16 protein-coding genes and 4 pseudogenes are annotated in these 20816 nt (G+C 69.0%); 12 read left to right on the top strand and 8 right to left on the bottom strand.

The genetic code is table 11. From position 1 onward, the window contains the following. Positions 1-230: 230 nt before the first annotated feature. The gene (gene xseA / locus WS69_RS02790) at positions 231-1613 is read left to right on the top strand and encodes an exodeoxyribonuclease VII large subunit (RefSeq protein ID WP_059469281.1); all 1383 of its coding nucleotides are present in this window, start codon (positions 231-233) and stop codon (positions 1611-1613) included. A gap of 204 nt (positions 1614-1817) precedes the next feature. Continuing rightward, entirely contained in the window at positions 1818-2396 is a 579-nt protein-coding gene (gene sodB / locus WS69_RS02785; RefSeq protein WP_059469280.1) for a superoxide dismutase [Fe], read from the top strand. 408 nt (positions 2397-2804) lie between these two features. Here the strand turns inward: sodB and WS69_RS34445 are convergent, their stop codons facing one another. Further along, positions 2805-3092 carry a hypothetical protein gene (locus WS69_RS34445; RefSeq protein WP_226382809.1) on the bottom strand — a complete coding sequence of 96 codons (288 nt, stop codon included), beginning with the start codon at positions 3090-3092 and terminating at the stop codon, positions 2805-2807. Here WS69_RS34445 and WS69_RS02780 point away from each other — a divergent pair. Further along, positions 3079-4116, top strand: a complete 1038-nt coding sequence (locus tag WS69_RS02780) for a hypothetical protein (protein ID WP_226382810.1) — start codon at positions 3079-3081, stop codon at positions 4114-4116. The two genes, WS69_RS34445 and WS69_RS02780, sit on opposite strands and share 14 nt — an antisense overlap. A gap of 375 nt (positions 4117-4491) precedes the next feature. Here WS69_RS02780 and chrA read toward each other — a convergent pair whose 3' ends face one another. Both chrA and WS69_RS02770 read right to left on the bottom strand, forming a co-directional pair. Further along, a complete protein-coding gene (chrA, locus tag WS69_RS02775) occupies positions 4492-5697 on the bottom strand; it encodes a chromate efflux transporter (RefSeq protein ID WP_059469306.1) in 1206 nt (401 codons plus the stop codon). Between the two features lie 441 nt (positions 5698-6138). After that, complete coding sequence (locus tag WS69_RS02770) at positions 6139-6999, bottom strand: Crp/Fnr family transcriptional regulator (protein ID WP_059469278.1); 861 nt, start codon at positions 6997-6999, stop codon at positions 6139-6141. 84 nt (positions 7000-7083) lie between these two features. Between WS69_RS02770 and WS69_RS02765 the strand changes: the two genes are divergently transcribed. The 3 genes from WS69_RS02765 to WS69_RS02755 all read left to right on the top strand — a co-directional run bounded on the left by WS69_RS02765 (position 7084) and on the right by WS69_RS02755 (position 9418). Further along, complete coding sequence (locus WS69_RS02765; RefSeq protein WP_059469277.1) at positions 7084-7611, top strand: Mpo1 family 2-hydroxy fatty acid dioxygenase; 528 nt, start codon at positions 7084-7086, stop codon at positions 7609-7611. 9 nt (positions 7612-7620) lie between these two features. Continuing rightward, positions 7621-8667 (top strand): 2-dehydropantoate 2-reductase, encoded by a 1047-nt coding sequence (locus tag WS69_RS02760; RefSeq protein WP_059469276.1) that lies wholly within the window; start codon positions 7621-7623, stop codon positions 8665-8667. 145 nt (positions 8668-8812) lie between these two features. Beyond that, entirely contained in the window at positions 8813-9418 is a 606-nt protein-coding gene (locus WS69_RS02755; protein WP_059469275.1) for a class I SAM-dependent methyltransferase, read from the top strand. 54 nt (positions 9419-9472) lie between these two features. Here the strand turns inward: WS69_RS02755 and WS69_RS02750 are convergent, their stop codons facing one another. Both WS69_RS02750 and mdtD read right to left on the bottom strand, forming a co-directional pair. Beyond that, a complete protein-coding gene (locus tag WS69_RS02750; protein WP_059469274.1) occupies positions 9473-10747 on the bottom strand; it encodes an EAL domain-containing protein in 1275 nt (424 codons plus the stop codon). Positions 10748-11265: 518 nt separating this feature from the next. After that, positions 11266-12705, bottom strand: a complete 1440-nt coding sequence (gene mdtD, locus WS69_RS02745) for a multidrug transporter subunit MdtD (protein WP_059469305.1) — start codon at positions 12703-12705, stop codon at positions 11266-11268. A 236-nt stretch (positions 12706-12941) separates the two neighbouring features. On the opposite strand from mdtD, the pseudogene WS69_RS02740 reads away from it, so the two are divergent. Next, a pseudogene (locus WS69_RS02740) lies at positions 12942-13276 on the top strand (DUF2917 domain-containing protein). On the opposite strand, the gene WS69_RS02735 reads toward WS69_RS02740, so the two are convergent. Next, on the bottom strand, positions 13249-14598 hold the full coding sequence (locus WS69_RS02735; protein ID WP_059469273.1) for a citrate/2-methylcitrate synthase: 1350 nt from the start codon (positions 14596-14598) through the stop codon (positions 13249-13251). The pseudogene WS69_RS02740 and the gene WS69_RS02735 sit on opposite strands and share 28 nt — an antisense overlap. Before the next feature lie 161 nt (positions 14599-14759). Here WS69_RS02735 and WS69_RS02730 point away from each other — a divergent pair, with 161 nt between their 5' ends. After that, entirely contained in the window at positions 14760-16157 is a 1398-nt protein-coding gene (locus WS69_RS02730) for a CoA transferase (protein ID WP_059469304.1), read from the top strand. 21 nt (positions 16158-16178) lie between these two features. On the opposite strand, the gene WS69_RS02725 is transcribed toward WS69_RS02730, so the two are convergent. Continuing rightward, a complete protein-coding gene (locus tag WS69_RS02725) occupies positions 16179-16925 on the bottom strand; it encodes a GntR family transcriptional regulator (RefSeq protein ID WP_059469272.1) in 747 nt (248 codons plus the stop codon). A 167-nt stretch (positions 16926-17092) separates the two neighbouring features. Between WS69_RS02725 and WS69_RS02720 the strand changes: the two genes are divergently transcribed. From WS69_RS02720 to WS69_RS02710, 4 genes and pseudogenes are all read left to right on the top strand, one after another. Further along, positions 17093-17938 (top strand): aldo/keto reductase, encoded by an 846-nt coding sequence (locus WS69_RS02720; protein WP_059469271.1) that lies wholly within the window; start codon positions 17093-17095, stop codon positions 17936-17938. After that, positions 17935-18206 (top strand): annotated as a pseudogene (locus WS69_RS32875) (aldo/keto reductase); the annotation flags it as partial. The gene WS69_RS02720 and the pseudogene WS69_RS32875, both read left to right, overlap by 4 nt. 44 nt (positions 18207-18250) lie before the next feature. Beyond that, positions 18251-18991 (top strand): annotated as a pseudogene (locus WS69_RS32870) (IS5 family transposase). 25 nt (positions 18992-19016) lie between these two features. Then, a pseudogene (locus WS69_RS02710) lies at positions 19017-19202 on the top strand (aldo/keto reductase); the annotation flags it as partial. Positions 19203-19220: 18 nt separating this feature from the next. Here WS69_RS02710 and WS69_RS33970 read toward each other — a convergent pair. Further along, complete coding sequence (locus tag WS69_RS33970; protein WP_082715895.1) at positions 19221-20783, bottom strand: hypothetical protein; 1563 nt, start codon at positions 20781-20783, stop codon at positions 19221-19223. Between the last annotated feature and the right edge of the window lie 33 nt (positions 20784-20816).

Here is a 20816-nt window from a genome sequence, read left to right as displayed (position 1 = left end):
CCGGCAGGGCCGTGCGGCGGGCTTCCGGTCGGCGGGATGCACGTCGAATTCTCTGAAAAAATGATTGAAATCAAAGGGTTGGTCGAAATCATCAGGGGTTTCGAGGAGATTGTTACAACCCCGTCCCCGTTTCCCGCATGGTGTGGACACTTGCGAGGCCCTGCACGAGCGGCTTGCCGCGCGCGCCGAGGCGGTCTATCGTTGGGCCGCCTGAAATTTTCCGAGCGTCCATGCATTCCGAAACCACCTTCGCCGGCCCCGGGGGCACGCCCGCGGGCGATGGCGTGATTCCCGTGTCCGCGCTCAACCGCGCGATCGGCACGATGCTCGAGCGCACCTTCCCGCTGCTGTGGGTCGCGGGCGAAGTGTCGAACTTCACGCGCGCGGCGAGCGGCCACTGGTACTTCTCGATCAAGGATCAGCAGGCGCAGATGCGCTGCGTGATGTTCCGCGGCCGCGCGCAGCACGCGGAGTTCACGCCGCGCGAAGGCGACAAGATCGAAGTGCGCGCGCTCGTCACGATGTACGAGCCGCGCGGCGAAGTGCAACTGAACGTCGAGGCGGTCCGGCGCACCGGGCAGGGGCGGCTCTACGAAGCGTTCCTGCGGCTGAAGGCGCAGCTCGAGGCCGAAGGGCTCTTCGCGCCCGAGCGCAAGCGGCCGCTGCCGACGCATCCGCGTTCGATCGGCATCGTCACGTCGCTGCAGGCAGCCGCGCTGCGCGACGTGCTGACGACGCTCGCGCGCCGCGCGCCGCACGTGCCGGTGATCGTCTACCCGGCGCCCGTGCAGGGCGCGGGCGCGGCGGAGAAGCTCGCCGCGATGGTCGAGACCGCGAACGCGCGGCGCGAGGTCGACGTGCTGATCGTCTGCCGCGGCGGCGGCTCGATCGAAGACTTGTGGTCGTTCAACGACGAGGGGCTCGCGCGCGCGATCGCGGCGAGCGAGGTGCCCGTCGTCTGCGGCGTCGGCCACGAGACCGATTTCACGATCGCCGATTTCGCGGCCGACGTGCGTGCGCCGACGCCGACCGGCGCGGCCGAGCTGGTGAGTCCGCAGCGCGCGCTGTTGCTGCGCGAGCTGAACGACCGGCAGAACGCGCTCGCGCGCGGCCTGAGACGCGGCCTCGATCTGCGCGCGCAGCAGCTCGACTGGCTCGCGCGTCGAATGATCAGTCCGGCCGAGCGGCTGCAGCGTCAATCCACGCACGTGGGCCAGCTTGCGGCGCGGCTCGCGGCGGCGGGCGCGCGGCCCGTGCGCGACGCGCGTGCGCGCTTCGCGCTCGTGCAACTGCGTTGGCAGCGCGCGCGGCCCGACGTCTCGCAGGCCCGCCAGGTGCTCGCGGCGCTCGCGCAAAGACTCGACGCCGCGCTGCAGCGTCGCCACGAGCGCGACACCGCATGCGTCGCCGCGTGCGCGGCGCGGCTCGAGGTGCTGAGCCCGCGACGCACGCTCGAGCGCGGCTACGCGGCGCTCATCGATGCGCAGACGGGCCGCGCGGTGCGCGCGCCCGCGGCGCTCAAGCCGCAGCGCCGGCTGACTGTGCATCTCGCGGAGGGCTCGGCGGACGTGTCGCTTGCCGACGTGCAACCGCGTCTTTCGGATACATTCTGATTGTGCGCCGCGTGCGCGGCCCGCAGACGATGCGCGCTCTTGCAGGCGTCGATCGGCAGGCCGCGCACGCCGCATCAACGTCGATTTTTTGGAGACGACGGATAAAGGCCCGCGGGTTTGCGGGGTTATTCGGAGTCGCCTACAATCGGGCGTTCCGCGGCATCCAACATTGCCCTCCCTACATACACTTCGAAGGAACCGATCATGGCTCATACGCTCCCGCCGTTGCCGTACGCTGAAGACGCGCTCGCTCCGCACATCTCGCAGGAGACGATCCAGTATCACTACGGCAAGCATCATCAGACCTATGTGACGAACCTGAACAATCTGATCCCCGGCACCGAGTTCGAGAACCTGCCGCTGGAAGAGATCGTGAAGAAGTCGTCGGGCGGCGTCTTCAACAACGCCGCGCAAATCTGGAATCACACGTTCTTCTGGAACAGCCTGTCGCCGCAGGGCGGCGGCGCGCCGACGGGCGCGCTCGGCGACGCGATCAACGCGAAGTGGGGCTCGTTCGACGCGTTCAAGGAAGCGTTTACGAAGGCCGCGGTCGGCACGTTCGGCTCGGGCTGGGCGTGGCTCGTGAAGAAGGCGGACGGTTCGCTCGACATCGTGTCGACGAGCAACGCCGCAACGCCGCTCACGACGGCCGACAAGCCGCTCCTCACGATCGACGTGTGGGAGCACGCTTACTACATCGATTACCGCAACGCGCGTCCGAAGTTCGTCGAAGCGTTCTGGAACATCGTGAACTGGGACTTCGCGGCGAAGAACTTCGCGTAAGCGGCCTTCGTCATCTGACCATTTCAGTTCGGAAAAAATCAAGCGATACGTAGTGACAGGATTTCGAATCGGTCTCGAAGAAAAAGCCCTCCATCGGAGGGCTTTTTTTTCGCCGTTGACGGGGGCCCACCCTACTTGCATCACGTTGTCGTTCCATCAGCAGATTGGCCGGTGGTCGTGCATTTTTTCGCCGACGAGCAACGCGTACCCGCTCGCCAGGGGTCGAATCGCAGCGGCCGACCGATGCTCCGTTCACCGTGCGCTTCGCGTGAGCGATTGCGGTTCCATCGTTTTTTAAGGGCGTGGCGGCATACCCGCCGTGCCCGATTTCGCCGGACGGCGGTGTTCGTACCGCCGTCCGGCACGTAGTGTGCCGTCGCGTCCGGGGGGGCGCGGTACTTTTCTTTCTTATTGGAAAAGGCAGATAGACACCATGGCACTTTCACGAGGCACTCGGACCTTGATCGGTGCGGCGCTTTGCGCATCCGTTACCCTGATGACCGCCGCTTGCGGCGGCTCGGACGACTCGGGCGGCGCGACGAGCGCCAGCATCCTTAAATCGCCGCACGGTTCGAGCACATCGGGCGGTTCCGGCAAATCGAGCGGCACCGGCGGCACCAGTACCACCAGCGGTACCGGCGGCACTAGCGGCACCGGCACCCAGAGCACGATGGCGCTGCAGATGGCGAACTTCATCCTCGCGCAGCAGGACATCAACGGCGCGATTCCCGACGAGGCCGACTCCGGCACCGCCAACACGGACTCCGACATGGAGTACGCGTTGATCGGCCTCGCCGCTGCCTACGGCGCCACTCACGACGCCAAATACCTGACCGGCCTCGAAAAGGGCATCGCGTGGCTGGCCGCCCGCGAGGAGATGACCGACCCGAACTGGAAAGGCAGTTGGCGCTACGTGTATTCGATGACGCCGCCATACGATCCGATCCCGACGTCGCCGGGCGGCGGCATTGCCGACGTGCGCGGCGTCGATGCGACGTCCGCGCTGTTCGCCTACCTGCTGTACCTCGACCGTCAGCTGACCGGCAGCACGGCGCTCGTGACCCAGTACGGCGCCAACGCGCGTGCGGCGCTCGACTTCGTCCTGGCGAAGAACATCAACCCGAGCGGCTACTCGGGCAGCTCGTGGCAACTGCCCGTCGGCAGCACCACATGGCAGTTCTGGCCGTACGAGTACGCGGCGGACCAGGGCGACGTCTATCTCGGCATGAACGCGGGCGGGCTGCTGTTCCCGGACAATCCGAACTACGCGGCGAAGGCGTCCTTCCTGAAGAGCAACGTGCCGTCGCAGTTCTACATGGCGAACGCGCAGCGTTACTCGGTCGGACGCGACACGGGCGCTCCGCTGGATTCGGAGCTCGGCATCGACACGATCTTCCCGCAGGGCTACCTGCCGTGGGTGTTCGGCGCGAATTCGCAGAGCATGGGTTCGATCCAGTGGATGATCAATCAGACGGCCGCCGACGGCAGCATTCGCTCGCCGTCGACCGATCCCGCCTATGCGCTCTCCAACGTGATCCTGCTGCTCGGGGCGCCGACGCAGGGCATGCAGGCGCCGTCGACGACGCTGCCGTGGATCGTGAACAACGTGCTCGATCCGCAGACGTACGGCATCCACGATTACCCCGGCTCGCCGGACCAGGAGTTGAACGTCTCCGGTTTCGCGGTCGCGGCGCTGCTCGGGACGAAGGCGTTCCCCTGAGCGGGACGTGAGTCCGGCCGGTAGCGTCGAGCGCCGGCCGGATTCCGCCTCCGCCGCCGCCGGATGCGCCCGCGAGGGGCGTCCGGCGCGCCCGCGCAGCCGGTGACGGCTGCGCGGGCGACTCGGGGCGGCCGGAGGCGGATGCGCCGCCTCACTCGAAATCGGCGAGCGTGGCGGCGACAAGCATCGACGTATCCGATGATGCGGGGCGCGGTTTGCGTCCAATGCCCACATTTCGTCCGGCCGGCTGCTCAGTCGGGCGGGCGCTCAACGTTGAAACCGAGTGTGTCGCCGTTGCCGCGACGGCAATCGTCGAGCACTCCGATAGCCGGCGGCGATCCGGTCGCCACGATAGGCCCGGCCCGTGACGCCCGATCACGCCGAAACGACGACCCACCCCGCGACGGACGCGACGACGACCACGATCCACGGCGGCACGCGCCAGAACGTCAGTGCGACGAAGCCGACGAGCGCGAGCACGAAATCGGCGGGCGCGCGGATCGCGCTCGTCCATACCGGCTGATAGAGCGCGGCGAGCAGCAAGCCGACCACGGCCGCATTGACGCCCGCGAGCGCGGCCTGCATCCGCGCGTTCTTCCGCCAGCGCTCCCAGAACGGGATCGCGCCCGTCACGAGCAGGAACGACGGCGCGAAGATCGCGACGAGCGCGAGCGCGCCGCCGATCCAGCCCGACGGCGCGTCCTTCATCGCTGCGCCGAGAAATGCGGCGAACGTGAAGAGCGGTCCGGGCACCGCCTGGGCGGCGCCGTAGCCCGCGAGAAACGCCTGATCGCCGACCCAGCCGGGCGCGACGACGGACGCCTGCAGCAGCGGCAGCACGACGTGCCCGCCGCCGAACACGAGCGCGCCCGCGCGATAGAACGCATCGACGATCGCGAGCGCATGGCTGCCCGACGCGCGCGCGGCGAACGGCAGACCGATCAGCAGCGCGCCGAACAGCACGAGAAAGACCGCGCCGGCGCGGCGGCCCACGGAGATCGGCAACGGGTCGTGCGTGCCGTCGCGCGCCGGATCGACGTGCAGGAGCCCGATGCAGCCCGCGCCCGCGATGACGGCGAGCTGCGTCCACGTCGACGGCGCGACGAGCGCGATGCTCGCGGCGATCGTCATGATCGTCACGCGCCGCGCGTCGGGGCACAGGTTGCGGGCCATGCCCCAGACGGCTTGCGCGACGACGGCCGCCGACACGATCTTCAGTCCGTGCAGCGCGCCCGGCGCGAGCGTGTGGCCGGCCGCGCCGGCGACGCCGTACGCGAACAGGATCATCGCGAGCGCGGACGGCAGCGTGAAGCCTGCCCACGCGGCGAGCGCGCCCGCATAGCCCGCGCGCGACAGGCCGATCGCGATGCCGACCTGGCTGCTCGCCGGACCGGGCAGGAATTGGCACAGGCCGACGAGGTCGGCGTAGCTGCGCTCGCTGAGCCAGCGCCGGCGGGCGACGAATTCGTCGCGGAAGTAGCCGAGGTGTGCGATCGGGCCGCCGAACGACGTGAGGCCGAGTCGCAGGAACACGAGAAAGATCGGCCAGGCGCGGCCGTGGACGGTACGGGATTCGGGCATACGGTGGCGGTTGCGCGTGCGGACGGAGGGCGATGCGCGATGATAGCGGACGCGCGTGGGCGTCGGCGGAACGCGCGGGAATGGTTCGGCGCGAAACGCGAGCGCGCCGTGGGACAGGCGTGAATACCCTTGTCGCGGGCGGCTCGACGAAAGCGAGCGATCGATGCGCACGAAACGCACGAAACGCACGAAACGCACGGAACGCACGGAACGCACGGAACACACGGAACACACGGAACACACGGAACACACGGAACACACGGAACACACGGAACGAACGGCACGAACGGCACGAACGGCACGCGTGTTGCGCGCTCTGCTTCGACGTCCCGCATCGCAGTCGTCATGGTTTGCCGCAGTGCGCGCAAACGAGCGTGCGCATTGCGCGGAGAAGGGCATCGACGATGGCGCACGTTCGCGCGGCTGTCGCCGCCTGCGTGACTACGGACGGCTGCGGGATGCGCGCGATGTATCGGCGCCGCTTGCGTCGCCGGTGGCGTCCACATTGCCGGAGGCCCGTGCATCGCCTTGCCCTCGGCCGCCGCCACGCGCGATGTCGTCGACGCCGTGCGCATCGCAAGAACCGCGCGCGCCGCCATCCGCACGATCGGCCGCGCCGCTCGCCGCCCGCAGCGCATCCAGATCGACGATCTCGATTTCCCCGACGTGCAGCTTCACGACGCCGCGCGCCGCGAGATTCTTCAGCAACTGGTTCGCAGTCTGCCGCGACAGCGACAGCATCGCGCCGAGCCGTTCCTGCGACAGCTTGATCCGCCGGTGCCGCGCGCTGATCCCGCCGTAGCCGTCCGCGATCATGAGAAGCCGCGACGCGAGCCGCTGCGCGGCGGGCATCAGCGTCAGCGCCTCGACGTTCATGAACGACATCCGCAGCTTTTGCGCCATCAGGAGCGCAAAATGTCGCCAGTAGCGCGGCGTTTCGTCGAGCAATTGCTGCAGTGCGGCTTGCGGGACGTGCATCAGCAGCGCGTCTTCGAGCGCGATCGCATCGTGCGTGCGCGGCAGCTCGTCGAAGAGCGCGATCTCGCCGAACCACGTCGTCGGCTCGGCGACCGTGAGGAGCGCCTCCCTGCCGCTCGCGTCGACGGCGCCCACCGACAGCGCGCCGCTCAGCACCGCGTAGAGCCCGCACGGCGCGTCGCCGCGGCGGAACAGGATCTGGCCCGCCGCGAGCCGGCGCGGCGACGCCGCCGCGACGAGCGCATCGCGCAGCTCGGCGGGCAGCGCGCCGAACCACGGATGCGCATCGAGCTGGGATCGGTAGGGTTCGAAAAGCGGATGCATCGGCGGTCGCGGTGTCGGGTAGCTGACAGAGAAATCGTCGCGTGAAGGGCATGATAGCGCTCACTCGCATCAGGAGGAGACACGATGAAAACCTTGGTCGATCAACTCGCGCAGTACGCGGCCTATCACCGCGATGCGCGCAACATCGCGACGCATCTGGTCGGCATTCCGATGATCGTCGTCGCGGTGACGGTGCTGCTGTCGCGGCCGGCGTTCGGCGTCTGGGGCGCTTTCGCGCTCACGCCCGCGGCGCTCGTCGCGCTCGCGGCGGCGATCTTCTATCTGCGGCTCGATCTGCGCTTCGGCGTCGCGATGGCCGTGCTGCTCGCGCTGAGCCTCTGGGCCGGCCGCGCGCTCGCCGCGCAGACGACTGCGCTGTGGCTCGCCGCCGGGCTCGGGCTCTTTCTCGTCGGCTGGGTGATCCAGTTCGTCGGCCATTACTTCGAGGGGCGTAAGCCCGCGTTCGTCGACGATCTGATCGGACTCATCGTCGGGCCGCTGTTCGTCGTCGCTGAAGTCGCGTTCTTCGCCGGGCTGCGCGGCGAAGTGCGCGACGAGGTCGAGCGGCGCGTCGGGCCGGTGCGTGTCGGCGCGCGCAATGCGCGCGTCTGATCCGCGTCGATGGCGACGATCTGCATCTACGGCGCGGGCGCGGTCGGCTGCTACATCGGCGGCCGGCTGCTCGCGGGCGGCGCGGACGTCGCGCTGATCGGCCGCGAGCGGATCGGCGCGGAGCTGCGCGCGCACGGTCTTGCGCTGTCCGATTACCGCGGCCGCGACGCGCGGGTGCCGCCGTCCGCGATCGCGTTTTCGACGAGCGACGCCGTGGCCGCTACCGCCGAGCTCGTGCTCGTGACGGTGAAGTCGGCCGCGACGCCCACCGTCGCCGCCGCGCTTGCGCATGTCGCGCGGCCCGACGCAGTCGTCGTCAGTTTCCAGAACGGCATGCGCAACGCCGACGCGCTGCGCGTGGCGCTGCCGGGCGCGACCGTGCTCGCCGGAATGGTGCCGTTCAACGTGATCGCGCGCGGTGCGGGCGGATTTCATCAAGGTTCGGCGGGCGACCTGCAGGTCGAGGCCGCACCCGCGCTGCGGCGTTTCACGGACGCATTCGAACGCGCGGGACTGCCGCTCGTTCAGCGCGCGGACATGCGCGCCGTCCAATGGGCGAAGCTGCTGCTCAATCTCAACAACGCGATCAACGCGCTGGCGAACCGGCCGCTGAAAGACGAGCTTTCGGCGCGCGGCTATCGGCGCTGTCTCGCGCTCGCGCAGACGGAAGCGTTGCGTCTGCTCTCGGATGCGGGAATCCGCCCGGCTCGGCTCACGCCGCTGCCCGCCGCGTGGGTGCCGCGATTCCTGAGCATGCCGGACGCGCTGTTCGCGCGGCTCGGCCGGAAGATGCTCGAAATCGATCCGCTCGCGCGCTCGTCGATGTCGGACGATTTGGCTGCCGGGCGGATGACCGAGGTCGACTGGATCAACGGCGAGATCGTGCATCTTGCCAAGCGGCTCGGGCGCGCGGCGCCCGTCAACGAGCGCCTTTGCGAGCTCGTGCACGACGCGGAGCGTGCGGGTGCCCGGCCGGCGTGGGGTGGCGACGCGCTGTTCGCCGAATTACGCGCGGCGGCGCGGGCGGGAAAGGTGGTCGCTGAGCGGCGGGCTTAGCGGGCGGGGCCGTACGGGCAGGTTGCCGCATCGTCGTCGACGCGCGGCGCTCGCCTGTGCGCATCGCCCGCCTCGATTAACATGGCGTCAGCGCGCGTTCGCGCCCCGCGAACCACAGCGCGCAACCGTCAACCGAGGAGATGGTATGGACCGCACGACACTCGACGTGTACGACCGCCACGCGGCCGACTATGCGCGCGAATGGCACGAACAACCCGCGCCCGACGACATGTACGCGCTGCTCGAACGCTACTTCGAGCCCGGGCCGACCGCGGACGTCGGCTGTGGCGCGGGCCGCGACGTCGCGTGGCTCGCGAGCCGTGGCTTCGAAGCGTGCGGCTACGACGGCAGCGCGTCGCTCGTCGCCGAAGCGCGGCGCAGCCATCCGGCGCTGCGCTTCGAACAGGCGCTGCTGCCCGAGCTCGCGGGCGTGCCGTCCGGTGCGTTCCGCAACGTGCTGTGCGAGACAGTGATCATGCATCTGCCGAGCGGCGACGTCGACGCGGCGCTCGCGCGGCTCGTCGCGCTGCTCGCACCGGGCGGCACGCTGTATCTGAGCTGGCGCGTGACGACGGGCGACGCGCAGCGCGACGGCCGCGGCCGTCTCTACGAAGTCGTCGATACGGCGCGCGTGCACGCGGCGCTCGGCGACGCATGCGAGGTGCTGTTCGAGCACGAGCAGGTGAGCGAGTCGTCCGGCAAGTGCGTGCACCGGCTCGTCGTCAGGAAGGACGCGCGCGCGGCCGGCTGATGCCGGCCGCGCGCGCGATCGGCGGAGCAGCGGGGTGGCGCAGGCGCGCCTCGTCTAATCGCGGTGCGCGGCCGCTTCCCAGTTGATGTCGACGCACAGCACCTGCATGCCTTGCGCGGCGGGCGTCGCGATCGACGCCGTCACGCACAGGTGCGCTTCGTTGATCGACAGATAGGGCGGCGTGAAATGCACGCGCCCCGGCACCCGCATCGCCTCGATGAAGTACGGCCGGCGCTCCCAGCTCGCGCCTTCCGAATGCAGCAGCGGGCTGAAGCGCTTCGCGCGCTGCGACGCGTGGACGCGCGGCAGCACGTTGTCGCCGATCTGTCGGCCCGACGCGTCGAGCAGGAAGCAACGCGCCGCTTCCGGCAGCTCGAGCAGTTCCTTCGACGCGTCGGTCAGGTCGCGGCCTTTACGCAAGAGCGCGCTCGCCTGGAGCAGTGCGGCGACATACGGCGCGAGGCGCGCGTCCTGCGCGCGTGCGCGCTCGGCGACGCGCAGCCGCAGCGCCGCAGACAGCGTATCCATGATTCCCGCCGCGACCTGCGGCTGCACGGGCTCGACGCTCGGTCCGGCGAAGTACTGCCCCTGCACGAAATCGACGTCGCATTCGAGCGCGATGAGCGCCTCGCGCTCGGTCGTGATCCCGCCCATCAGCACCAGTTGCCCCGATTCGTGCAGCAGCGACACGAGGCCGGGCAGCACGCGCTCGAGATGCGAATGCTCGCTCGCCTGCGCGAGGATTCCGCGATCGAGCGTGACGATGTCAGGATGCAGGTGCCAGACGCGGTCGATGTTCGAATGCTTCGCGCCGAAGCCGCCGAGCGCGATCAGGAAGCCCGCCTTGCGCAGCCCGTCGACGATCGCCGCGAAGCGCGGCGTCTCGCCGCCCGCCTGCTCGGGCACTTCGAGCACGACGCGCTGCGGCGGCAGCCCGAGCGTCTTCAGGTTCGCGAGGAGCGCGTCGCCGTAGACAGTGTCCATCAGCGCGGCCGGATGCAGGCTCAGGAAGAGCCATTCGTCGTGGCTGTCGAACGTATGGAAATTGCCGAGATGCAGCGATTCGGCGAGGCGGCCGAGCTCGAGCAGGTCGCCGCGGCGCGCCGCCTGCGTGAACACCTCGTGCGACGGCACCTGGTTGCCGTGCGCATCGTGCGCGCGCAGCGACGCGTGGTAGCCGATCGCGCGGCGATGCGACACCGAGAAGACCGGCTGGAACACGCTGAATACGGTGTAGTCGCCGTACAGCACGGTGCGCCGGTTGCCGTCGTCACCCGCGATCGGGCGCGGCGACTGGAAGCTTGGGGGATCGATGTCGATCATGCTCATGATGTCGGCTGCTTGAGAACCGTCAGTTTGTCAGTTTACCTACAGAATAGGCGAGCAAGAACCGTGCGCAAAAAGCCGCCCCGACGTGCCGCCGCATCGCGCGCGGCGCGGGGTTCGTGCACCCGCGTGGTGCGCCGCGCTTCGCAGTGGCGCGGGAGCAGGGTGCGCGGACGTCGGGCCGGTTCTCCGGAGCGCCGCGAACGGACGCCGGACGGCGGCGGAGCCGGCCGCGCTGCGACAATCGGACTCGGACTTGGACTTGGACTTGGACTTGGACTTGGACTTGGACTCGGACTCGGACTCGGACTCGGACTCGGACTTGGACTCGACGCGAGCGTCTTTGATGCGAGCGCCTCTCGCGCGAGCGCGCTTTACGCTGACGCAGCGACGCCAGCGTAACCGTGCGTCGGTCCGGCCCGATCTGCGCCGAACACCCGCGCGCCGGGCGCTTGCCGTGAGCACGTCGCCGCCGCGGCGCGCGCCGCATGTCCGTCAGTCACGCGCCGGTCACTTTCGCGTCACGCGCGCTCGGACGGATCGGTCTTGCGCCGCGCGGCGCCGCGGACGTCGGGGGACAACTGCGCGAAGATCCATGCGGACGCGGCGGTGATGATGCCGACGCAAACGAACGTCGCATGAAACGCGGGCAGCGAGTGGGTCGGCGTGACGCTCGGCATCATCCCGGTGAAGGTTGCGAGGAGTGCGCCCGCAACCGTCACGCCGAGACTCATCGACAGCATCTGCACGAGCGAGAACAGGCTGTTGCCGCTGCTCGCACCGCCCGTGCCGAGATCCTTCAGCGTCAGCGTGTTCATCGCGGTGAACTGCATCGAGTTGAAGCCGCCGAACAGCGCGAGCTGCGCGATCTTGAGCCATGTCGGCATCGCGTCGCCGATCAGCGCGAAGCTCGCCATCATCAGCCCGACCATGATCGTGTTCGCGAGCAGCACCTTGCGGTAGCCGTGGCGCGTGATGAGCACTGTGATGATCCGTTTCGAGAACATCCCCGCGGCCGCGACGGGCAGCATCATCAGGCCCGCCTCGAACGCGCTGTAGCCGAGACTCACCTGCAGCAGCAGCGGAATCAGGTACGGCATCGCGCCGCTGCCGATCCGCGCGAACAGGTTGCCGAGCAGGCCGACGCTGAACGTGTGGATCCTGAAGAGCTCGAGCGAGAAGATCGGCTGCGGCGCGCGCACCGCGTAGAGGCCGTACGCGACGAAGCACGCGAGGCTCAGGATCAGCAGCACGAGCACCATCGCGTGCTGCATCCCGAGGTCGGCGAGGCCGTCGAGCGACAACGAGATCGCGATCATCCCGATCGTCAGCAGCAGATAGCCCTTCAGATCGAAGCGGCCCACGGCCGGATTGCGCGCGTCGGTCATCGAGTAGAACGTGGCGATGCACCCCGCGATGCCGACCGGCACGTTGATGAGGAAGATCCAGTGCCAGGATGCGATCTTCACGAGCCAGCCGCCGAGCGTCGGGCCGATCAGCGGGCCGATCAGGCCCGGAATCGCGACGAACGACAGCGCGGGCAGATAGCGCTCGGCGGGGAACGTGCGCAGCACGGCGAGACGCCCCACGGGCAGCAGCATCGCGCCGCCGATGCCCTGGATCACGCGGAACGCGACGAGGAGCGACAGCGTATGCGCGTTCGCGCACAGCAGCGAGCCGAGCGTGAAGATCAGGATTGCGCTGAAGAACACGCGGCGCGTGCCGAGCGTATCGGCGAGCCAGCCGGATACGGGGATCATCACGGCCATCGTCAGCGAGTACGCGATCACGACCGATTGCATCCTGAGCGGCGATTCGCCGAGGCTTGCCGCCATCGACGGCAGCGCGGTGTTGACGATCGTCGCATCGAGCGTCTGCATGAAGAAGCCGGTGGCGACGAGCCACAGCATCACGGTCAGCGATTTCTCGCTGGGGGAGACGGCGGGCGGGGCTTGGAGCATGAAAGCGAGGCGCGGCGGGCGCGTTCGGGGCAGGCAGCCGACATTGTAGGGAAAGCCGGCGATGCGTGCAGCGGGGTCATGCGGCCGCCGATGCCCGGCCGGCCGTGCCTGACCGGCCGTGCCCGACCGCGCGCCGGTACGGTGCGGGGCGATGCGCACGCAAGTGTGCACGGGGTGCGACGCGCGTACGTCGCGATAATCGGGACATCAAACGATCTAGGCTACCTGAGCGGACGATGCGCGAAATCCGCACCAGCATGCTCGATTGTCGCGAGCCGCCGCCGTCTGGCGTGCCGCGCGCGTCACGACGCTGCGCGTGACGGCGGGCGAAGCCTGGCTCGCCGTCGATGGCCGCCGCGACGACTATCGGCTCGCGGCCGGCCAATCGTTCGAGCTGCCGCGCGGATGGCGCGTGTGGATCGGCGCGGGACGCGGCGGCGCGCGGATCGAAGTGGCGCCGGCTGCCGTCGTCGGCGTGCAACCGTGCTTTCGCGCGATCGCGATGCACGTCGGCGCGTGGTGGTCGGCGCGCCGGCGCCGCAGTCACGCCGCGTGGTCGACGCCGACGTAACGCGCGCGCGGCCGGATCAGCTTGCCGTCCGCGCGCTGCTCGAGCGCATGGGCGATCCAGCCCGCGACGCGCCCCGCGGCGAACAGCGTGGATGCCGCGCCCGCCGGCAGCGCGAGCGTGCGTTCGAGCGCGGCGAGCGCGAAATCGATCGTCGGCTTCTCGCCGAGCGCGGCTTGCACGGCTTCGGCGAGCGCGAGCGTGCCGTCGAGCGCGGGACGCGCGGCCGAGCGGGCGGCGAGCGCCTCGATGAGCGCGTCGATGAGCAGTGTCGCGCGCGGATCGCCGTCGGGATACAGCGGATGGCCGAAGCCCGGCAGCTGCGTGCGCGCGTCGGGCTCGTGCGCGTACGATGCGATCTGCGCGGCGACGTAGCGGTTGAGATCGCGTGCCCGCGCTGCGCCGTCGAGGAGCGCCGCGACGCGCAGCGTCTCGCCGCCATGCCGCGGCCCGGACAGCGCGGCGAGCCCGCCCGCGATCGCGCCGAACAGCGGCGCGCCCGTCGACGCGATGCAGCGCACGGTGAACGTCGACGGATTGAGCTCATGGTCGGCGCAGAGCACGAGCGCGATCCGCAGCAGGTCGACATCGCGCGGATCGTTCACGCGCCACGCGGCGGCGAGCTGCCGATGCGCGGGCTCGGCGGACGGCGTGCTTGCCGCGAGCGCGGCCGTCGCGAGGCGCAGCAGCGTGGCGGCTTCGTCGAGTTGTGCGTCGCGGCGCGGGAGAGCGGCATCGACATCGGCATCGGCATCGATATCGGGCGCGGACGCGGGCATGCCGGGCGATGCATCGAATGGTGCCGCATCGGCGATCGACGGCGAAGAGCGACCGGCTTCTGACAGCGTCGCGGGTGCGGCGACGGGCAGCAGCGCGAGCGCGCGTTCGAGCGGCGGACGATCGCGCCAGAGATCGAGCCAGCCGCGCCAGCGTGCCGCGTCGAACGATCGGGCGACGAAGGGCGCTGCTTGCACGCGCGTGAGCGGGCGTTCCCACAGCAGTGCGGCGGCTTCTTCGAGCGTCGCGGTCGTCGCGAGCGCGATCGCATCGCGGCCGCGATAGCTGAGCTTGCCGTCCGCGATCTGCGTGATCCGCGATTCGAGGACGGGCACGCCCCAATCGAGCGTGCGTTCGGCGACGTTGCCCGCGCGCTTCGCGTCCGCGCGGCGTCGCGCGAGAAGGCGGACCTCGTTCGCGTCGTAATAGCGGCGCTTGCTCGCGCCGTCGGCGCGCGATTGCAGCAAACCGCGGCTCACATACGCGTAGAGGGTCGGCACGCTGACGCCGAGCAGTTGCGCGGCTTCGTTCGCGCTCAAGCGGGACATGGCGACGGTTCCTCGTGTCGAAGACCGGACGACCGGATGCGACGCGCGCGGGCGTTCACGTCGCGGCCGTTCGTCGAGCATGGATTCTCGCAATCGGGATTGAATGCGTCTGCGCGCAATTCTAGACTCGTTTGCATGTTCACCACGACGAGGCCGACGCGATGAACCCCCGGCACGCATTGACGCATCTGTGGCATCTCGCGGGCGGCGATCCGGCCGCGCTCGAGCGCGTCGATCTCGACGGCGACGATCCGTGCCTGCCGTCGGTCCATCGGGTCGGCACGCTCGCGGCGGCCTCGCTCGCGGCGGCGGGCCTCGCCGCCGCCGAATGCGATCGCGTGCGAACGGGGCGCGCGCAGCGCGTCCGCGTATCGGTGCGGCACGCGCTCGCGGCGTTTCGCAGCGAACGGTATCTGCGCGTCGACGGCCGCGCGCCGCCCGAGCCGCGGCATCCCGTCACCGGCTTCTACGAGACGCGCGCCGCGCGCTGGATCCAGTTGCACGCGAATTTCCCGCATCACTGGCAAGGCGTGCTCGACGTGTTCGGCTGCGGCGGCGAGCGCGAACGGGTCGCAGCGGCGATTCGCGGCCGGGACGGCGAGGCGCTCGACGCCGAGCTCGCCGATGCGGGCTTGTGCGCGGCACTGATACGGTCTCCCGACGAATGGCAGGCGCACGGGCAGGCGCGCGCGCTCGCGCGGCGGCCGCTCTTCGAGATCGAGCGGATCGGCGATGCGCCGCAGCGGCCAATCGGCTCGGGGGCGGCCGCGCAGCCGCTGTCCGGCGCGCGCGCGCTCGATCTGACGCGGATCATCGCAGGGCCCGTCGCGGGACGCACGCTCGCCGCGCACGGCGCGCAGACGCTGCTCGTCACCGGCCCGCATCTGCCGAACATTCCCGCTTTCGTGATCGACAACGGCCGAGGCAAGCGTTCGGCGTTCGTCGATCTGTGCGACGCGGCGGGCCGGGCGGCGCTCGATGCGCTCGCGTCGCAAGCGGACGTGTTCGTGCAGTCGTATCGGCCGGGTGCGCTCGATGCGTGCGGCTTCGGCGCGCACGATCTCGCGCGGCGTCATCCGGGCATGGTCTGCGTATCGGTGTGTGCATACGGCGGCGACGGCCCGTGGGCGGCGCGGCGCGGCTTCGACAGTCTCGTGCAGTCGGCGAGCGGCATCGCGTGGGTCGAACGGCAGGCGGCGGGCGGGCGCGTGCCCAGGCATCTGCCGTGTCAGGCGCTCGATCACGCGACCGGCTATCTCGCCGCGTTCGGCGCGATGACGGCGCTCGTGCGGCGCGCGCGGGAAGGCGGCAGTTGGCACGTGCGCGTGTCGCTCGCGCAGACGGGGCGGTGGCTGCAGTCGTTCGGTCTCGTCGAAGGCGGCGAGCGCGTGCCCGACACGACGCTCGACGATGTGCAGGATTGTCTCGACGACGCGCTCGCATCGCCGTTCGGCGCGGTGCGCGGCGTGCGGCCGGCGGAGAGGCTGTCGGCGACGCCGCCGCGCTTCGCGCGCGGATCCGTGCCGCTCGGCAGCGATGCGCCGCGCTGGCTGCCGTGACGCGGGCTTGCCGCCGGCGGCCTACTTGCGCAGCTCGACGACGAAATCGTAATAATCGTTTCGACAGTAAGTGTCGGTGAGCTCGATCGCGCGCTGATCGTGTGTGAAGCCGATCCGCGTGATGAGCAGGAGCGCGTCGTGCGGCGCGATGCCCATCTGCCGGGCGATCTCGTCGGTCGCGTTGACCGCGCGGAAGTGCTGCAGTGCGCGCACGATCGGCGTGCCGCGCTGCTCGAGATAGCTGTACAGCGAATCGCCGATCGCCTGCGGATCGGGAACGATCGTGGCGGGAAACGTCGAGTTCTCGACCGCCATCACGATGCCGTCCGCGAGCCGCAGGCGCTTCAGGCGCGTGACCGACGCGGCGGGCGACAGCCCGAGCTGGATCACCTCGTCGCGGTTCGCGGGCTGGATCTCGCGCGCGATCCACGTCGAGCTCGGCGTGAAGCCGCGGCGCTTCAGCATTTCGCTGAAGCTCGACAGCCGCGACAGCGGATCTTCATAGCGCGGCTGGATGAAGTTGCCCGCGCCTTGCGTGCGCCGGATGAGCCCTTGTTCGACGAGGAGCGCGATCGCCTTGCGCGCGGTGATCCGCGACACGCCGAGCGACTCCGCGAGCAATCGCTCCGACGGTAGCGCTTCGCCCGCGGTCCAGCGGTTGTCGTGGATCGCGTCGCCGAGCTTGCGTGCGAGTTGCAGATAGAGCGGCGTGTCGTTGTCGGGGTCGGGGCGCAGGTCGGACCAGCGGTCTTCCGTCGATGGCTTCATGGAGTGGAGGTAGAAAACGGTGCGGCCATTCTAAGACATCGCGTGCCGCGCTTATAGCCGGGTCTTGCGCTGAATGCTGCCCGAAGCCGCGCGAATCGCTACACTGACGAATCACGCGCGGGCCGCATGCGACGCGTTCCGCGCTCGAACACGTGACGAGGAGCGATATGACCAGCATGCTCGAAACCATCGCGCTGCCCGGCGGCGAACACATACCGAAGCTCGGGCAGGGCACCTGGGAAATGGGCGAGCGGCACGCGAAGCGCGCGGCCGAGATCGCTGCGCTGCGCGAGGGCGTCGACCTCGGAATGACGCTCATCGATACCGCGGAGATGTACGGCGACGGCGCGACCGAGACGCTCGTCGGCGAAGCGCTCGCCGGCGTGCGCGACGACCTCTTCGTCGTCAGCAAGGTCTTGCCGCATCGTGCGAGCCGCGCGGGCGTCGTCGCCGCGTGCGAGGCGAGCCTGAAGCGCCTGCGCACCGACCGCATCGATCTCTATCTGCTGCACTGGCGCGGTTCGATTCCGCTCGCGGAGACGCTTGCCGGCTTCGAGACGCTGCGCGACGCGGGCAAGATCCGCTATTGGGGCGTCAGCAATTTCGACGTCGGCGACATGGAGGAACTCGCAGCCGTCGCGGGCGGCGTTGCCTGCGCGACGAATCAGATTCTCTACAACCTCGCGCGCCGCGGCCCCGAGTTCGATCTCTTGCCATGGCTCGCGCGTCGCAAGATGCCGGCGATGGCGTACAGCCCGATCGATCACATGCGGCTGCCGAAGCGTACGACGCTCGACGACATCGCGCGCGAGCGCGGCGTGTCGCCGATGCGCGTCGCGCTCGCGTGGGTGCTTAGGCAACCGAACGTTCTGGCGATTCCGAAGGCGGCCAGCGTCGAGCACGTGCGCGACAATCGCGCGTCGCTCGATCTCGTGCTCGACGATGGCGAGCTCGCGCGGCTCGATGTGCGCTTCGAGCCGCCGCGCGGCAAGCAGCCGCTCGAAATGCTGTAGCCGCGCACGCCGCGACGAGGCGATCGTCATGGGTCGCGCAGCACCGTGTCCGCCACTGGGACGTGAGCAATTTCGACACGGCTGGCATGGAGAAACTCGTCGACGACGCGGGCGGCACCCCATGCGTGACCAACCAGATTCCCTACAGCATCGCGCAGGGCGCGGACCGGAATTCGACCTGCCGCCGTGGCTCGCAGCGCGTCGGATGCCGGTGATGCCCTATAGTCCGGTCGATCACGCGCGCCTGCCGAAGCGTGTGCGGCTGGACTAGGGTGTGTTCACACTATGATGATTTGAGGTTATGCTTCGGAGATGCAAATCTCCGAAGCTCAATTCAAACAGATCGAACATTGCCTGCCGCGCCAGCGGGGCAATGTGAGCCTATCGAATCTGCAAGTGCTCAATGCGATCCTCTATGTGGCTGAGCATGGCTGCAAGTGGCGCGGCTTGCCTTCGCGTTTCGGCCGTTGGCACACGATCTACACGCGCATGAACCGTTGGTCCCGGAATGGCGTGCTGGACCGGGTATTCACGGAGTTGCAGCGTGCGCAGATTATCCGCATCCGGATCGAAGCGGTCTCGCTGGATAGCACCATCGTCAAAGTTCATCCTGACGGGACCGGCGCATTAAAAAAATGGACCACAAGCCATCGGCAAATCTCGCGGAGGATGGACAACCAAGATTCATATGGTTGCCGCGGATGCTCGAACAGCCATAACGTTCGCACTGTCGCCCGGCCAGGCTGGCGATGCTCCGCAGGGGCGCGCATTGCTCGAAAGCCTGAGGCCTCCGAACCGGCCGCTAAAGCGTACGAGGGCAACGAAACCCGGCAACTCGCCCTCGACCTCGGCTTTATCCCGGTCGTACCTCCGTTGCGTACACGCGTTGAGCCTTGGGAATACGACCGCGAAATGTACAAGCGTCGAAACGAAGTCGAGCGACTGTTCCGACGCCTGAAAGGCTTTCGTCGCATCTTCTCGCGCTTTGACAAGCTCGATCTGATGTTCATCGCCTTTATCAACTTCGCATTGATCGTCGAAGCTCTTCGATAGTGTGAGCACGCCCTAGTTCGCACGGTTGCGCAACACGCTCGCCTGGGTGCTCGTTCAGCCTGGCGTGTTCGCGGCCCCGAAGGCGGCGCGGATCGAGCATGTGCGCGACAACCGCGCCGCGCTCGATCTCGTGTCGAGCGATGACGAGCGCGCACAGCTCGATGCGCGCTTCGGTCCGCCGCGCCGCAAACGCGCGCTCGCCGTGCTTTGACCTGAGCGACGCCACGGATCAGTGGCCGTTCCCGTGGCCGCCGCTGCCATTGCCGTTGCTGCCGCCATTGCCATGACCGCCGTTGGTGCCGCCATTGCCGTTGCCATTGCCAACACCATTGGCACCACCGTTGCCGGCGCCGCCGCTGCCATTACCGTTGCCGTTGCTGCCGCCGTTGCCATGACCGCCGTTGGTGCCGCCATTGCCGTTGCCATTGCCAACACCATTGGCACCACCGTTGCCGGCGCCGCCGCTGCCATTACCGTTGCCGTTGCTGCCGCCGTTGCCATGACCGCCGTTGGTGCCGCCATTGCCGTTGCCATTGCCAACACCATTGGCACCACCGTTGCCGGCGCCGCCGCTGCCGCTGCCATTACCGTTGCCGTTGCTGCCGCCGTTGCCATGACCGCCGTTGGTGCCGCCATTGCCGTTGCCATTGCCAACACCATTGGCACCACCGTTGCCAGCACCGCCGCTGCCATTGCCGTTGGTGCCGCCATTGCCATGACCGCCGTTACCGTGACCACTGCCGTTACCGCCGCTGTGTCCACCATGGCCTCCATCACCGGAAGTGCCGCCACCGGAAGTGCCGCCGCCGGAAGTGTTGCCACCGGAAGTGTTGCCACCGGAAGTGCCGCCGCCGGAAGCACCGCCGCCAGAAGTGCCGCCACCGGAAGCACCGCCGCCAGAAGCACCGCCGCCAGAAGCACCGCCGCCAGAAGCACCGCCGCCAGAAGCACCGCCGCCAGAAGCACCGCCGCCAGAAGCACCGCCGCCAGAAGCACCGCCGCCAGAAGCACCGCCGCCAGAAGCACCGCCGCCAGAAGCACCGCCGCCAGAAGCACCGCCGCCAGAAGCACCGCCGCCAGAAGAGCCGCCGCCAGAAGCACCACCGCCAGAAGCACCGCCGCCAGAAGAGCCGCCACCAGAAGAGCCGCCGCCAGAAGAGCCGCCGCCAGAAGAGCCGCCGCCAGAAGAGCCGCCGCCAGAAGAGCCGCCGCCAGAAGAGCCGCCACCTGATGCACCACTACCCGACGTTCCGCTGCCGGAGTTACCGATGCCCGATGCGTTGCCCGTGGAGTTGCCGCGGCCGCGACCCGTGCCGATCGTGCCGCCGGAGGCCGAACCAGTCGTTCCGCCGGCTCCGATACCCGCAGGCCCGACGGCGCCATCCCCATTGTTTCCGTCGCTACCGCTTCCACGGCCGTTGCCCGGGCTGCCGCCGCTTCCGATTCCGCTCTCGCCGTTGCCCCCCGCGCCGTCGGCGAGATGAAGCACGGATCCGCACGCTACCACCGGGTCAGCAGAACAGGGCGACGCCAGTTCCGCGGGCAGCATCGTGATGTCCGTATTGGCGGATACGTCGCGCGTGTCGGCCGGCGTCGCTTTCTGCACCACTTGCAACGGCGTGGAGAATGGCGCTCCGTCGTGCGACTGTACGGTGCTCGGCCCTGGGGGCAGGGTCTCTTGCGCAACCGCATACGAGCCGCAGAAGTGAGCGAATGCGGTTGCCGCTGCCGCCAGCAAGGTCGCGCGATAGCATCGTCCCGCCGCGTGGAACAGCTGTTTCGTTTTGTGCATCATTGGTCTCCCGAAGCGCGCAGTCCCTGTCGC

This window comes from Burkholderia sp. BDU5, from assembly GCF_001522845.1.
Taxonomy (GTDB): domain Bacteria; phylum Pseudomonadota; class Gammaproteobacteria; order Burkholderiales; family Burkholderiaceae; genus Burkholderia; species Burkholderia mayonis.
Note: the sequence above shows the minus strand (reverse complement) of the source record. Positions and strands in the feature narration are given on the sequence as shown.